The sequence below is a fragment of the Streptococcus suis genome, assembly GCF_002964045.1.
GTDB classification, from domain to species: Bacteria; Bacillota; Bacilli; order Lactobacillales; family Streptococcaceae; genus Streptococcus; species Streptococcus suis_U.
Genome location: NZ_POPB01000262.1, coordinates 1 through 16,494, shown reverse-complemented (window position 1 = coordinate 16,494; position 16,494 = coordinate 1). Strand labels below are relative to the sequence as shown.

The 16,494-nt window shown below is 40.5% G+C and carries 12 protein-coding genes; 1 reads left to right on the top strand and 11 read right to left on the bottom strand.

What is annotated here, in order from left to right:
* Positions 1–145: 145 nt before the first annotated feature.
* Together C1E99_RS03345 and C1E99_RS03340 are read right to left on the bottom strand one after the other, a co-directional pair.
* Positions 146–1,750: a SpaH/EbpB family LPXTG-anchored major pilin gene (locus C1E99_RS03345; protein WP_105206580.1), complete on the bottom strand. Its 1,605-nt coding sequence runs from the start codon at positions 1,748–1,750 to the stop codon at positions 146–148.
* 753 nt (positions 1,751–2,503) lie between these two features.
* Positions 2,504–2,842 carry an ATP cone domain-containing protein gene (locus C1E99_RS03340; RefSeq protein ID WP_105107630.1) on the bottom strand — a complete coding sequence of 113 codons (339 nt, stop codon included), beginning with the start codon at positions 2,840–2,842 and terminating at the stop codon, positions 2,504–2,506.
* A gap of 167 nt (positions 2,843–3,009) precedes the next feature.
* Here C1E99_RS03340 and pepF point away from each other — a divergent pair, with 167 nt between their 5' ends.
* Entirely contained in the window at positions 3,010–4,800 is a 1,791-nt protein-coding gene (gene pepF / locus C1E99_RS03335) for an oligoendopeptidase F (protein ID WP_105206579.1), read from the top strand.
* 28 nt (positions 4,801–4,828) lie between these two features.
* On the opposite strand, the gene C1E99_RS03330 is transcribed toward pepF, so the two are convergent.
* From C1E99_RS03330 to C1E99_RS03290, 9 genes are all read right to left on the bottom strand, one after another.
* On the bottom strand, positions 4,829–5,431 hold the full coding sequence (locus C1E99_RS03330; protein WP_238146197.1) for an alpha/beta hydrolase: 603 nt from the start codon (positions 5,429–5,431) through the stop codon (positions 4,829–4,831).
* 12 nt (positions 5,432–5,443) lie between these two features.
* Positions 5,444–6,394, bottom strand: coding sequence for a VOC family protein (locus tag C1E99_RS03325; protein WP_105206578.1), 951 nt, complete (start codon positions 6,392–6,394; stop codon positions 5,444–5,446).
* A 131-nt stretch (positions 6,395–6,525) separates the two neighbouring features.
* Positions 6,526–7,233, bottom strand: a complete 708-nt coding sequence (locus C1E99_RS03320) for an MIP/aquaporin family protein (protein ID WP_029171162.1) — start codon at positions 7,231–7,233, stop codon at positions 6,526–6,528.
* Positions 7,234–7,246: 13 nt separating this feature from the next.
* Complete coding sequence (glpO, locus tag C1E99_RS03315; RefSeq protein WP_105206577.1) at positions 7,247–9,076, bottom strand: type 1 glycerol-3-phosphate oxidase; 1,830 nt, start codon at positions 9,074–9,076, stop codon at positions 7,247–7,249.
* A 77-nt stretch (positions 9,077–9,153) separates the two neighbouring features.
* Entirely contained in the window at positions 9,154–10,665 is a 1,512-nt protein-coding gene (gene glpK, locus C1E99_RS03310) for a glycerol kinase GlpK (protein ID WP_105108017.1), read from the bottom strand.
* Positions 10,666–10,892: 227 nt separating this feature from the next.
* Positions 10,893–12,359, bottom strand: coding sequence for a helix-turn-helix domain-containing protein (locus tag C1E99_RS03305; RefSeq protein ID WP_105206576.1), 1,467 nt, complete (start codon positions 12,357–12,359; stop codon positions 10,893–10,895).
* On the bottom strand, positions 12,349–13,698 hold the full coding sequence (locus C1E99_RS03300) for an FAD-dependent oxidoreductase (RefSeq protein ID WP_105206575.1): 1,350 nt from the start codon (positions 13,696–13,698) through the stop codon (positions 12,349–12,351). The genes C1E99_RS03305 and C1E99_RS03300 overlap by 11 nt, the downstream gene beginning before the upstream one ends.
* 509 nt (positions 13,699–14,207) lie before the next feature.
* Positions 14,208–15,143 (bottom strand): 4-hydroxy-tetrahydrodipicolinate synthase, encoded by a 936-nt coding sequence (gene dapA, locus C1E99_RS03295; RefSeq protein WP_105206574.1) that lies wholly within the window; start codon positions 15,141–15,143, stop codon positions 14,208–14,210.
* Between the two features lie 68 nt (positions 15,144–15,211).
* On the bottom strand, positions 15,212–16,288 hold the full coding sequence (locus C1E99_RS03290) for an aspartate-semialdehyde dehydrogenase (RefSeq protein ID WP_105206573.1): 1,077 nt from the start codon (positions 16,286–16,288) through the stop codon (positions 15,212–15,214).
* Positions 16,289–16,494 lie beyond the last annotated feature (206 nt).

Here is a 16,494-nt window from a genome sequence, read left to right as displayed (position 1 = left end):
CCAAGAGAGTAGAAACAGAAAGAAAAACACAGACAGTTCGGCTGGATTTCATCTGAAGCAGCTCAATCTGTCTGTGTATTTTTTTAGTTATTGGCTAGTTTTTGCCCAGCCTCTACCCACATCGAGTTATATTATGTTAAAAATTTTATGCTTTACGATTTTTTAGTTTAAATGCGGCAAATGCCATCATTGCAAGACCTGAAACGATGAACAAGGTAGCACCGATACCACCTGTAAGAGGAAGTTCCGGTTTCTTGTTGTTGAATACATTTGTTGGCTCAGCTGGAACCAAATCTGTCGCAGTTGGGTCTTGATAGTAGCTAGTTTTGTTCACAACAAATGAAACAATTGGATTAGCTGGCAAGATAAAGCCTTCTGGAGCTTTTGTTTCTTTCAAATAATAAGTTCTTTCAGCTGTTGCTTCATCTGAACCATTTTCACCATATGCCAAACCTTGAATTTCAAATGTACCATCAGAATCTGAAACAAGAACTACTGGCTGACCAACTTGTACATTTTTAAATTTTGCAGCATTGTCAGTTGTAGCTTTGTTAGCTTCAATCATATCTTGTGTCCACACAACAGCCGTTGTCGCTTCTTGGTTGGTAAATAATCCGAATTCAGCACCTGCTAATGATTTACCAGGAGTTTGTTCAGAACCTTCAACCTTCTTGAATTTTTTACCACCAGAATAAACTTTTGGTTCATCAGATGGAGGAGTTTCTTCTTCATCACCATCTGGATCATATGGATTGTCATAGACAATGGTTGTTTTGTTGGTTACAGGTTTGCCAGGAACTGCTTTTTCATTCAAAACAGTATCTAATTCAACAGATACAAAGACTTTTGGTGCAACTGCATCTTGTACATCTGCTGAGGTTGCGTAATCAGCATTTGGATTATTGTCCCGATAATCTGCTAATTTTGCAATACCTGTTGGTGTCAAGTAAACCAAAAGAGTTCGAGTAGCTTCCGTGTATGTCACAGTATAGTCATCATCACGTGTAAGAGTGGTTTCACCAATCTTAACATTTTGAACTGCAGAATAATCAAGTGCTTCTGATAACACATCTTTGAATCCATACTTGGTGTAATTACGGATATCAACTGGAATTGTACCTTTCAAGAACCACTTAACAGTATCACCAACGTTTTGACCTGCAGAATTATTCCCTACTTCTGCAACGTCCTTACCAGGTGTCGGTGTTTCGGTCACATTTTTTGGGTAAAGGTGAACAGTTGACTGGTAACCAGTTTCTGTACCAAATGGCAGAGTAACCAACATAGGAATTGTTTTAGTAACCTGCATTGCTTTATTCGCTTCAGTTGCATCACCTTTAGCCAGTTCGACTATCCAGTAACGTCCATAGTTTGTTTTTGAAACAACGATATTGGTTGTACCGTCTGCACCGGTGGCTTCAGTAATACCATTTACTGAATAAGTGGTTCGCAACTGTTCTAAAGTTTTTGCAGAGAGTTCTTCTACTGTTTCAGTATCTCCAACTTTAAACCATTGGAATTTTACACCAGCCATCGGAGTCACAGGGAAACCTAAACTATCCAACTGGATTTCAGAACCATCAGCATTGGTTTTCAATGCATCTTCTGCTGGTTTTGTCGAACCAGCACTCAATTTATGGATTGTAATAGTTGTACTTTCTGGCAGTACATCCTCGGCACTTGCGAGCAATGGAACAAATGCCAAAAGCAAACTCATCACAACCATGAATATTTTCCTGAGTGTCTTCATAGTTTTCTCCTTTTCTAAATAATATAACTTCTTTGTATTACCAAAGACTGTGGGACTTCAACAATATTATAATTGTAATTATATAATAGTGTCAACGGAGAAAATACCTCATTAACATAGTTTTTGAAAATGAACAATCTGAAATTTTCGGAAAATCCCTCTGTTATTGTCAACATACTTCGAACCCTAAAAGCATTTATTTTTTTGTATGTTAATTTGATATCGCTTAAAATAAAATGCTATAATATTCAAACCTAAATTATCCATACATATCTATAGATCCTTAGCAAAATTACTAATAATTTAGATACTATATGTTACATTTTTAAAGAGGTTATTACCTGTTAAAAAAATAAAAATGTTTTTAAATTTTATTTGAAACATCAAACTATTATAGAATATAAAAATAAAAGCAAGATTTTCTAAACAAATCTTGCTTCTTTTCTATAAGTTGACCTATAAGTAAAACTTATAGTCTGAATTTTATAATCTAATTATCAATCATAATTCATACAAAAAATATTCAAATTTCTGTATATTTCAAATCAAACACCTTACGATATTTAGTCATTTTAAGACTGAAAAATCCCCCGATACACGATAAGGGATTTGACTAGTTACGTGTTTATTATATATCAAAATTGACATATTTTCAATAGAATTATCAAAAATATTATAATTATTTTAAATAAGACTAGCCTTGGAGTATGCAAATTTTTGCAAGAATATCAAAAAGATTGGACAAACCAATCTTTAACGAATTTTCTCAAAGCTTAAATGAACGACAATCTTATCTGCATAGCCATTTCGTTCCAAATCACGTTGGAGACGATAAGAAATATAGTGTTCAGCAATCGAAATATAGCCTGCATCCAAGAGACGATGCTCTACTTGTGATTGCACCATACTGATGGTTGGACGTTCTGTATGTGCTTCTTCCAAATCAAGCACAACTTTTTTAGTCACTTGAGCAAGGTTCTTCCGCCAAGTGTCATCAATCACATATACAGTTTGGGCTGCCTTAATAATCGCTTGATAAATCTTTTCTGGGTCAAAATCTACAACTTCACCACTTCGTTTAATAACCTGCATAGCAAGCTCCTTTCCGGTTTTCAGTAAACCCTTTCATACTAATAATTATCTACGTTTTTCATCATTTTGTCAAGTTATATTTTCATAAATACAGCTATAGATTTATTTTTGCTGAAGGCATTTCTTATGTTATAATGTAGCTATTAGTAACAAAAAAGGAGAATTATATGACATCTGCAATGCCAAAACGTCAAGATATTGATGTTCAATTAACCTGGAATACTGATTTGTTGTTCCCAACCCCTGAGAATTACCAAGAACACCTATCTGCCTATGCCAAACAGGTCGAAGCCTTCGAAGCCAACTATAAAGGAAAGTTGTCTGATAAAGTAACCATCGTGGCTGCTCTTACAGAATATGAAACCATTGTCATTCTTGATAGCAGACTTTCACACTACGCCTTTTTGCCATTAGAAGTGGACAAGATGAATACAGAGTTGGCAAGCCTGGCCAACGAATATGACTTGGTATCAGCAAAAGCTCGTCCAAAACGTGACTTCCTTTTCTCTGAACTTGGTCAATTAGATGAAGCTTTTCTTCTTGAATTAAAAGAGGAACATCCTCAATGGGCTGCCTTCTTTGATGCAATTCTACGTGACAAGCTGCATCAACTGCACCCACTTCAAGAAGAACTTCTCTCTAACTTCGCACCAACTTTTGGTCAGCCATACAACAACTACGGTGTGACCAAGTTTGAAGATATGACATTTGAAAACTTCGAGGCAAATGGCGAAACGCTTGGCAATAGCTATGTGCTCTTTGAAAATGATTATGAACTCAGCCATGATACCGAGATCCGTCGCAATTCAGCTGCTGGTTTCTATTCAACCTTAAAGAAATATAAGAACACGACAGCCGCGACCTATTTGTCACATATCAAAAACGAACAAATCGAAGCTCGTTTGCGTGTTTTTGACAGCACGATTGATTTCCTCTTACATCGTCAAAATGTATCACGTGATCTCTTCGACCGTCAAATTGATGTCATCATGAAAGAATTAGCTCCTCACATGCGTCGTTATGTCAAACTGGTTGCCAAGGCTCATGGATTGGACAAGATCACTCATGCTGATTTGAAAATCAGTTTGCCATCCGAATACAACCAACGCATTACCCCAGAAGAATCCAAACAATTCTTGATTGACTGCTTGGGCCTTCTTGGTGAAGATTATGTAAAAATGATTGAACAATCATTTGATGAGCGTTGGATTGACTTCGCTCAAAACGAAGGTAAGGCTACTGGTGGCTTCTGTGCTACTCTTTACGATGGACCATCTTACATCTTACTTTCATGGACAGGTTTGATGAATGAGGTCTTGGTATTGGCTCACGAATTGGGACATGCTGGTCATTTCCAATTGGCTAAGAAACAAAGCGTCCTCAGCTACGATCCATCCCTCTACTTCATCGAGGCGCCTTCTACTGCAAATGAAGTCTTGACATGTAACACCCTTTTGAAAAACAACCAAGACCCTGGCTTCCAGGCTTACTTGATTAGCGAGTTGATCAGCCGTACTTACTTCCACAACATGGTCACTCACTTGCTTGAAGCAGCCTTCCAACGTGAAGTCTACACTCGTTTGGACAATGAAGAATACCTCAATGGTGATATTCTCTGCCAAATCAAGTTGGATGTCATCAAGGAATTCTGGGGTGAAGACTTTGAAATCGGTGACGATGCAGGTCTTATCTGGATGCGTCAACCACACTACTACATTGGTTTGTATCCATATACCTACTCAGCTGGTTTGACCATCGGTACGGCTATGGCGAAACAACTAGAAGAAAATCCTGAAGAAGTTGTTGAAAAATGGTTGGAAACCTTGTCACTCGGTGCAAGTCTATCTGCCCAAGACCTTGCTAAATACGCAGGTGTCGACGTTTCAACTGACCAACCACTCAAAGAAACCATCGCCTATGTTGGTTCATTGGTTGACAAATTAGAATCTCTCATCTAAGACAAATAAAAGGCTTGAACTTATAGGTTCAGGCCTTTTTGTCTGTTCTTTCTTGGTACCAATTGCTCACATAGGTCAATTCGTCATGACTTAGATAATGCCCTTTGTCAAAATAAGCTAGGTTGGCTTTGGGAAAGGCTGACTCTTGCCAGTCATCTACAAGATTTTCAAGTGCGACTGGGTCGACATTTGGGTCATGCTGCCCCAGTGTAAACAAAATCTCTGCTCTGCTATTTTTCTTCGGAAATGCATAATATAAAGCCGAAGGGTGGAGCAAGATATAATTGTCCGCCAGGTTTGACTGTTTGGTCAACAAACCCATGATGAAGTTGGCACCATTTGAAAAGCCAACGAAGGTAATCTCTTGGTAGTGCTGGATGTCTAAGTCCTTCCAAAAATCCAGAAAAGCCGACATGCGCATTTCAAAATCGACAAGATCCAGCTGACCATCAACTAGAGTGGCAAAGAAACGCCTTTCCCTGCCTTGACACCAACTTCCATTGAAAGAAAGAACAGAGGCTTTAGGGTCCAGCTGTTGGCGGAGAAAGAGCATAGATTCCTTATTACCACCTGTGCCGTGGAAAAAGACCAAAAGACGGGGACTGGTCCCTTTGATAAAGCGATAATCCATATCTCATTTCTCCTAATAACGTTGGGAGAGATTTTTTTCGATTTCCTGTCTATCCTCTTCAAAGAAACTTGGCAAGAACAGTTCAACATTATCTAGCTGCTTATCCTGTCTTGGCATGGCAGCCTCTCTTTCGCCTGCCATGGTCGCGACTTCAAGCATGAGATAGTTGGGCGCTCGGAAGTACAAGGAATGCATAAAATCTCGATTGATAATTCCAGAATGGGGACGATTGATGAGATTTAAGCGACTAATCAGGTCTTCCAAGTCAGACTGATCTAAGACACCAAATGCGATATGATGAATGGCCCCGACTCCCATTACACTGATTGGCGACTCTTGGTCAAGGATCAAATAAAGTCGATGTTGGAAGGTATTGTCAAAGAACAGCGAAATCACCATCTTATCTTCAAAGACAAATCGGCTTTCCTCGACAAATCCGAAGGTTTCGGTCAACAAACTTAGTAATGCTTTTTCTTCACGAATACGCATGTGAAGACTGGCAATACCAAGAATAGCGTATTCCGACGGAATTTCATCTGTTTCATATGGAAACATTTCTCCGATAGAGTCATGATAGGTCAAGCCAAGCAACTGCCCGTCTTCATCTTGGAAATTCAAGATATGTCCATTGCCAAAGGCCTGAATTCCTTCGTTTTCCACTTCAAACTCTGTCAGTCTTTTCTGCCAGAATTCCAAGGCAGCAACATCTTTAACCAAAAAAACAGTTCGTTCCAAACGATTGCTGCCAGGCCGATGACTTGGATGATTGGGCATATCAAAAATGGTATATTCCGTTCCAAAACGGCCCTCATCATCACCGAAAAAGAGATGATACATGCTTGAATCTTCTTGATTGACAGTTTTCAAGGTCAATTTCAATCCAAGAATATGGTGATAAAAATGATAGGCTTGATGAATGTTTCCTACCAAGCTTGAAATATGATGAATACCAGTATTGTTCATAAGATGACCTCACTGATGTTGATAGACCTATTTTATCGCTAATTATTGATAAATAACAATCTTTTGCTCACGATTGACAGTCAAGTAATAAAAAACTTCCCTAACCATTGCTGATTAGAGAAGGATATTTTTTAAAAAATGAGACCATAAAGGAGAGCCGCAAGCAAGCCTCCGATGATTGGACCAACTACTGGTACCCATGCATAGCCCCAATCCGAATCTCCCTTGTGCTTCAATGGAAGGATGGCATGCATGATACGAGGACCAAGGTCACGCGCAGGGTTTAGGGCATATCCTGTTGGACCACCAAGAGAAACTCCGAGGGAAACAATCAAACCGCCGACGATTAAGGTACCAAGCCCTGTTGGAAAATCATACTGACCGAAAGCCAATAATCCCAAGACCAAAACAAAAGTTCCGATTGCTTCGCTAATTGTATTCGAAACAAGGTTGCGGATGGCAGGACCAGTAGAGAAAGTTGCCAGTACAGCACCAGTGTCTTCTGTTGCATCGTAGTGATCTTTGTACATGAGGTAGACCAAGATACTTCCGATAAAGGCTCCGAGGAATTGGGCAAGAATGTAAGGGACCACAGAAGCCCATGGGAGATTTCCTGCAAAGGCCATTGCAATTGATACCGCTGGGTTGAGGTGGGCAGGTCCCAATAAACCACTCACAAAAGCTGCCATGGCTACTGCTAGACCCCAACCAATTGTGATTACAATCCAACCAGCATCCTTTGCCTTACTCTTGTCTAGCACTACACCTGCTACAACACCGTTACCAAGTAATATCAGCAAGGCAGTTCCCAGTACTTCACCGATTAATTCATTTGTCATTATGCACCTCTTATTATTTATCTTTCAAATAGGTCAAATCATTCTTAACAAGCGTATCAGCCAACAATTGTTCCTGTTGCGCAACTTCTTCTTCTGACCAAGCATAGTACGCTGCCATTTCTTTCAAAATGTCTGGTGCTACTGCATCCAACTGCTCACGCATAAAGAGCATGTAGTTGGTACGACGGAGAAGATAGTCAACTGCAGTCAAGGTCATTTCTTCCTTCATTGCATAATGAAGGGAAAGCAAGTCACGCTTGTTCAAGCCAGAAACGGCTTCTACCTTGTGGTTCAATGCAAAGACTTTTGGCGCATTTGATCCGTACAAGTTTGCCAAGTAAAGTGCATCATCATAGACAAGACCTTTCTTCACACCAAGTTGGGCAAGGTGTTCGATTTCCTCTGCTACGTTAGCTGGGTTCAATTCACCACCAGAGACTGGGTAAGTCTTAGAATTGATGAGTTTGAAGCTGCGGCCATGTTCTTCTTTGAGGATGTCTGCAACCTTTTCCATTGCTCCTTCGGCCATTTTACGGAAGTCTGTGATTTTACCACCAGCAAGAGTCAACAAACCATTTTCGTCACGATCAAGGGCAGAGCCACGTGATACAGCAGACGGATCCAAGTGTTTTTCAGAAACGCTGCCTTCCAAATGTGTCAAATCGTGTTCCACATCGTCACGAGTCTTTTCATTGTTCAAGTAACCTTTGACCGTTTCAATCAAGCTATTAAAGCTGTCATCACTGAGCTTACCGTTATTTCCACCATTGTAGTCAGAAGCACCATTTCCAGACAAGAGGGGACGAAGACCTGCCCAACCGCTCTCAATGTCATCCAAGGTCAAGTTTGCTTCTGGGAAGCGATTGTTGACAATATCAAGCAGGTAGTCAACATCTTCTTGAGTTACCATTGGATTGGCCAAATCGCCAGTGTAGTCTGTATCTGTCGTACCAAAGTAGGTTTTATTTTCACGTGGAAGGACAAAGACCATGCGGCCATCTGCGTGACCTGTATCAAAATAAGTCGGCTGTGGCACAGACAAGCGAGAACTATCGACAACTAGGTGCACACCCTTGGTTGGACGCATTTGAAGGATACCTGAACCTTCACCACCGAGGTTGCGTACTTCGTCACTCCAAGGGCCTGTTGTATTGATGACCAAACGCGCACGAATTTCAAAGGTGCTGTCTGTCAGCAAGTCACGAGCGACGATACCGACAACTTTTCCAGCCTCATCCTTGATGAATTTCTCAGCTTTGACACGACTGGCAATTAATGCGCCGTCTTTAGCTGCACGTTTGATATTTTCAATAACTAAGCGAGCATCATTGTTACGGAAGTCGAGGTAAACACCTCCACCAATCAAGCCTTCTTGCTTCAAGTTTGGTTCGCGTTCCAGCACTTCTTCTTTGGTTAAAACCTTATTGGCCATATCGGTATTGTTGACGCCAGCCAAGAGGTCATAGAGGTCCATAGCCACTTTCAAACGGAAGAGACTAAAGGTTGAACCTGGCTCGTCATAGACTGGGAGCAACATTGGGTCTGGTTTTGGAATATGTGGAGCAATATTTTGAACTACTGCACGTTCAGATACGGTATCAGATACCACTTCCACATCAAATTGTTTGAGGTAGCGAAGACCACCGTGAACCAATTTGGTTGAGCGACTTGAAGTCCCTTCCGCAAAGTCTTGCATTTCAATCAAGGCTGTTTCCATACCACTTGCTGCTGCCTGTAAAGCCACACCAGCACCTGTAATACCACCCCCGATAATCAAGAGGTCAAGTTGACGATCCTGCATTCGCTCAATAGCTAAGCGTCTTGTTTCTTTTGAAAATTCCATACGATTCACTTCCTAACATTTATTCAGACGGATTGATTAGAAGAGACGAATTGTCCCTTCCAACCATTTTTTCCCTTTTAATCTTCTTCTACTTCTGCAAATAGTTGTGTTGCGGCAACTGCTTTTTTCCATCCCTTGTAAAGTTGTTCTTTACGAGCATCGTTCATAGTTGGTTGGAAGGATTGGCCAACAGCATTTAATTCTTTCAATTCATCCAAATCTTTCCAGAAGCCAACTGCCAAACCTGCCAAGAATGCTGCACCAAGAGCAGTTGTTTCAAGGTTTTGGGCGCGTGCGATTTCGATACCCAAGATATCAGCCTGGAATTGCATAAGGAGACTGTTCATGGCTGCACCACCGTCAACCTTCAAGACTGAAATATCAATACCTGTATCCAATTGCATGGTATCAATAACATCACGAACTTGGTAGGCAATGGATTGTAGCGTTGCTTTGACGAAGTCTTCTTTGGTTGTTCCGCGAGTTAAGCCGAATACTGAACCACGCGCGTCTGAATTCCAATATGGAGCACCAAGTCCAGTAAAGGCTGGTACAACATAGACTTCATCATTGCTAGTAGACTTACGAGCAAGTTCTTCTGACTCAGGTGAAGTTTCCACCATTCTCATGCTATCACGAAGCCATTGAACAGCAGAACCCGCGATAAAGATTGAGCCTTCAAGAGCATAGTAAACTTTTCCGTTGATTCCATAACCGATGGTAGTCAAAAGGCTATTTTCAGATAGCTGCATGTCTTCACCAGTGTTCATCACAATGAAGGAACCAGTTCCGTAAGTATTTTTCACCATGCCAGGCTCAAATGCCAATTGTCCAAAGAGTGCTGCCTGTTGGTCTCCTGCCATACCTGAGATTGGTACTTCTGCGCCGTAAAAATGGAATGGTGCAGTTGTACCGTAAACTTCAGAGTTTGAACGAACTTCCGGCAACATAGCTTTTGGAATGTTAAGCAAACTTAGAATCTCATCATCCCACTTCAACTCTTCGATGTTGTACAACATGGTACGAGCCGCATTTGAGTAATCGGTCACATGGCACTTGCCGTTGGTCAATTTCCAAACCAACCAAGTATCGATGGTTCCGAAAAGAATTTCACCTTTCTCAGCACGTTCCTGCGCACCTGGTACTTGGTCAAGAATCCAACGTACTTTCGTTGCTGAGAAGTAAGCATCGACTACAAGACCTGTCTTTTTATGAATCATATCCGCATGTCCATCAGCCTTGAGTTGGTCAGCGATATGAGATGTTTGACGAGATTGCCATACAATGGCATTGTAGATTGGAAGACCTGTTTCTTTATCCCAGACAACCGTTGTCTCACGTTGGTTTGTAATCCCAATCCCTTCGATTTGGTCAGGACGAACACCACTTTCGATAAAGGAACCTGCAATAACAGACTGAACAGAATTCCAAATTTCGTTTGCATTGTGTTCTACCCAACCTGGTTTAGGAAAAATTTGAGTAAACTCTTTTTGGTAGCTACCAACTTTTTCACCCTTTTTGTTAAAGATAATGGCACGCGAACTTGTTGTGCCCTGGTCAATGGCCATGATGTATTTTTCAGTTGACATAAGATGTCCTCCTAAATTTATATTGTTTTTTGAAAACGCTTCCGTTTTCTTGGTAACTCTATTCTAACTCATTCTTGTGAATTTTTTCTATCATTTTTTTTAAAAAAATTAAAAAATCTGATAAAAACTAGTTAGAAATGGCATTCTAACAAGCTTTTACCAGCTCATAATATTTTTTAATCGTTAGTATTAAAGAATTGAATATTTCACAAACTCGGTCTCATAGACTATCTATGTTCAATCGGAAATTTATTCTCCTGGATAAGCTTTTTTGATTCAAGTAATTTCAATTGATACAATTCTTGAATCATCCCTTTCAAGGCATGGATATCCCTTTCCTTGATCCTATCAGTTATATAATAAACAGGCAAATCGGTAGTCTGAAAATAATCTGTAATCAGTAAATCTACTACTGTCTCAGCATTAAAGTAATCAATCTGGACCTGTCGATTGCCTTCTAACCTTTCCCTTAGTTGCATCAGTTTAGGATAGGAAAATACTTCGTGTTGAGAAGAAGCAAAACCAACCTTTACCTGAATCGGCTCAACTTGACTTAAGTAAGTGAACAAACTTTCCAACATGGAAACTAGATGACTACTAGACTCATTCTTCCAGTTTCTCTTTCGGTAAATTGTCTGGTTGACCTGCTGAATAATTCTCTTCGATTCCTCCCTATATGTTCCATTTTCGACTTCTTCCAATTGGATAGAGGCTTGGAAAAAGTAGAGTTGACTCATGATTTGATTAATATGATACAAACCTTCTTCTGACACGGCATATTGCCCACCAGTAAATTGTCGAATCTCTTGAACGACTCTTGAGGTAGCTTCCATAACTGGACCACCAAAACCTAAAACTTGTTCCAATTGGTGGGGAGCCAAGATAAAATGACTAAATAGAAATGCAAAGAGAGACATAGTTTCGCCTTCTTGAAATGTAACTGCTTGTTGCTGTACAAGTGTAAAATACATTTTCCTCAAGGCCTTATAAAATTTATGTTCAAGATAGGGCTCCATCAACTGATATAAGGGCTTAAAATCTAGTTGATTCAGTTTAAATCGCTTTTGAGCAATCACAAGCCATAATAAAACTGAGTCAGCCTGTCTTTTGTTCAAGTTTGATTGGTAGAATCGTTCAAAAACAGGTAATAATCTCTCTAAATCCGTTAACAAATGACTGCTTTGCCAACTAGATAGCCCATTTGTCAAATGAAATAGCTGATGATAGAAATAACGAATTTGAAGTTCACTGCCCTTGAGCCGCCCTCCTTTGATACTGATTTTAAATTCAGATAAGAGTTGATTGAGACTTGCTAACTGGCGATTCAAGGTCGCTTCACTTAACAGTGTATCCTGCGCTAACATTTGAACTGATAGATGATCCTTATCAAAAAGAGCACAGAGAATTTGGTATTTCACACTCGACCCACACAGAAATGCTATGATTTCTTGACGACTCAAGTTTCCCTCTCTCTTTAAGAAAATCTGCTCTTTTGACATTTGGAATTCCAAGCCCAATCCTTCATCGTTGGCTTGCTCATTAAACGTCTCAATATAGCGAACAAGAGTTGATTTGGAGAGTTCGAGATGGGCACAGACTTCCTTTAGAAATGGTTGATCTTTTCGATTTTCCAAATAAAGAAGCAGTTGATAGATAGCTCGTTCTCGTTTTTCAAATAGACGGTCAATCTGCATATTCCTCCTCCTTCTCTCCATTATTTTGTCGAATCCATTCTTGAGCTGCCTCCACCATCAGTGGGATTAAGGGGGTCTTTCCAGGCAGGCAGAGCCATGATTGCTTGACCAAGTCATAGACCGTTAATCCTTGTGAGATAGCCAAGGACAAGGTATTCATTTGCTCGAAACAATCACTTTCAGAAACCAACTGACTTCCTAAGATTCTCCCGGTTTCTTTTTCTACAATCAATTTGAAATCTACCAATCTGCTATCCCATTTTGACAGCTCACGCTGAATCCGAATGGATTGACTGTCCAACCATAATGTTGCCTCACTCTCCGTCAAACCAAGGCTGGTCACACTATATCCAAACACATGGGTTGAAACAATTCGTTGGGCTTTTGACAGCGCAGATTTCTTGGCAAACAAGTTTTGGGATGCCATGCGTCCCGTCATGATGGCATGCTGAATCATTGGATAATAAGCACGACCGAAATAGTCAACTGGCAGACTTACCAAATCTCCTACCGCAAAAATATTATTCTGACTCGTTTCTAAGTAATCATCCGTCCAAATAGTCCCATTGGGCAATAATTCAAATTTTTCTTTCACAATCGCTTGATTGGGACGCAGATTTGTCGAAGGCAATACTAGGTCAACCTGATATCTGCCTTTCATGGTATAGACTTCAAGACCTTGTTTTCCTTCATTCAACTCAATACGATTGACCGTTTCACCCAAATGAAGGATAATCCCTCTTTCTTTCAATGTCTTACCAAGATTTTCCACCATTTCAGCATCTGCATATTTTGCTAGGATGGAATCCTGGGCTTCAAAAACATGTAATTCAAGGTCCAATCTTGACAGGGCATCCAAACTTTCTAAACCAATTTGACCTGCCCCAATAACCGCGACTGATTTTGCCTTGGACAGTAGGTGAAAACTCTGTTGCAGTTGGGAGTAGGTTTTTGTTTTAATGAAAAATGGTTCAATTGATTGGTCAGCCCAATCCCATGACTGACTTGCCCCCATCGCAAGTATCAATTTGTCAAATTTTTTCGTGTCTCGTTTCCCCTTGTATTCAAGAGTAATTGAAGAATTTTCTGGCGAAATGTCGATACATTCTGTAGAAAATTGGCAAGTAATATCCAATTGCAAAACCTGGTCCAGTAATTCGATACGTGCTTGGTGCCAATCAGAAATTTTTCCAGTCAATTTCCAATTCAAGGCATTTGGAAAATAGCCAACCTCTTCTTCGCAATCAATAACCGTCACTCTAGCATTTTCATATAAAGTTCTACATTCTATTGCCGCACTCAAACCAGCAAAAGAAGCTCCGATAATAACAATGTCCATACTTAATCCTTTTATCTTTTTTAGTTATTATATCAGGAATGACAAAAATTTGAAAAGGCTTGCAACTGAAAAACACACCAGATAACTGATGTGTTTGGATAAAACCATAATAACCCTTGCACTGGAAAGTCAAGCGAATAATTCATATTTCTCGAACAAGCTTCACATTATGCTTTAAGTCCAGCCCCCAAAAGTCTAATACCTGACTTGCCTCGCTTACAAATTTCTGGGCTAGGGTTAAAAATGTCCACTGGACACTGCAAGCTTTCATATTTTCAGGATCGGGTTAAAAACGTCCACTGGACTAGCTCGCTTTAGAGTTTCTGGGCTCGCATTAAAACAGTCTATCCGTAGACTGTCCTCGCTTTCATGTTTTCAGGCTCGGCTTAAAAATGTCCACTGGACTAGCTCGCTTTCGAGTTTCTGGGCTCGCGTTAAAACAGTCTATCCGTAGTCTATCCTCGCTTTCCAGTTTCTAGGCTCGGGTTAAAAACGTCCACTGGACGTTTTTAATAATCCGGTCTTACAACTTCTGTCACAGTTGCTTTGGTTGCTTCGTAGTCTCCGTCCACTACGACTTTGATAATGCGTTTGGCATCTTCTTCTGGGCATGGTACCAATGGCAAGCGAAGTGGGCCAACTTCAAATCCAAGATAGTTGAGAACTGCCTTAACAGGAGCAGGACTTGGATAAGAGAAGAGGGCATTGACTTTTGGAATGAATTTGCGTTGAATAGCAGCTGCTGTTCGGATATCTTGTTGCTCAATAGCTGTGAACATTTCATACATTTCATCGCCATTTGTATGGGAGGCAACTGAGATTACACCGTCAGCTCCCAAATTCATAGCATGGAAGGCATCACCATCTTCACCTGTATAAATCAAGAAATCTTCTGGCTTGTTTTCAATCAAGTAAGCCATATTGGCAAGGCTAGTACACTCTTTGACCCCAATGATATTTGGATGTTCTGCCAAACGCAACATGGTTTCTGGTGTCATTTCGACCACGACACGACCTGGGATGTTGTAGATAATGATTGGTAAATCAGAGGCATCCGCAATAGCCTTGAAGTGCTGGTACATTCCTTCTTGAGAAGGCTTGTTGTAATAAGGCACGATGGCAAGACCTGCCGCAAAGCCACCAAAAGCTGCGACTTCCTTAGCAAACTCAATCGAATCGCGCGTATCGTTTGTACCGATACCTGCAATCAAAGGAACGCGGCCATTGACAATCTTTTGAACTGCCGCAAACAGTTCCAACTCTTCCTCGTGAGTCAAGGTTGGACTTTCAGCAGTTGTTCCTGCCAACAAAATCCCTTCCGTATGATGAGCCAACAAATGTTCGACTAATTCTGGTAATACATCATAGTTAATTGCACCATCTTCTTTAAAAGGGGTAATCATGGCTGTTATGATTTTTACATCACGTAAATCTTGAATAGACATAGATTTTCTCTCTTTCTCTTGCCAAAAAAGGCTAAAACCAGCCCTTGTTTTTTTCTAAGTACTTAAACTTATTTCAACTCAAATTTCAATTCTGTGGTTGGACGAACAAGACCACGTTCATGGAGAGTTTCAGCGATTTGAACTGAGTTCCATGCTGCACCCTTGAGCAAGTTATCTGAAACAACCCACATATGAATTCCATTGTCCTTGTCAAGATCCTTACGGATACGACCCACGAAAGTATCACGGCTTCCAACAGCATTAATGGCTTGCGGATAAACTTGGTTAGCCACATCGTCTTCCAAAACTGCACCTGGGAAGGCAGCAATGGCTGCTTTCACCTCATCAATTGGTGCGATTTCCTTGGTTTCGATGTAGACAGACTCAGAGTGAGCAGACAATACTGGAATACGGACACATGTTGCAGAAACGGCAATGCTGTCATCTTCCATGATTTTCTTGGTTTCTTTTGTCATCTTCATCTCTTCATAAGTATAGTCATTTTCAGTGAAGAGATCGATTTGAGGAATAGCGTTAAAGCCAATTGGGTAGTGCTTCTTATCACCACCAGAAGGAAGAATGTTGGCTTCTACTGCTTTTGGCTCTACTCCATCATTCAATACAGAGCGAAGCTGAGCTTGGGTTTCCAAAATAGCTCCCATACCAGCACCAGAGACTGCCTGATAAGTCGAAACGATAATCCGCTCCAAGCCCCATTTCTGACGGACAGGTTCAAGCGCAACCATCATTTGAATGGTTGAGCAGTTTGGACAAGCAATGATACCATTGTGGGCATCAAGCGCGTGAGCATTGACCTCTGGAACAACCAAAGGTACATCTGGATTTTGACGGAAATACGAAGTATTGTCCACGACAACAGCTCCTGCTTTTACTGCGTAAGGAGCATATTTGGCAGATGTAGAGCCACCAGCTGAGAAGAGGGCAATATCCACTCCTTCAAAAGCTGTCTCTGTTGTTTCTTCGATGACAATGTCCTGTCCCTTGAACTGCAAGGTCTTGCCTGCTGAACGAGCAGAAGCCAAGAAACGTACTTTCTCGATTGGAAGAGTTGATTCTTCCAACATTTTAATCATTTGGGCACCAACTGCACCAGTCGCACCAACAACAGCTACTACATAAGCCATAAAAAATCTCCTTTAGATCAATTCTTCAAAATTTTCTAAAAATTTGTTATTTCATAATTATACCACAATTTTATAAAATGAAAAGTCTGGAATACAAAAACATACTAAGATTAGTAGTGAGGAAATCTCCGACGGGAGAAAGTACTCACTACTTTTTCTTTATGATAAAGTAGAGGTGTCTTGTTAAGTCGTAGGGCTTTTTGACG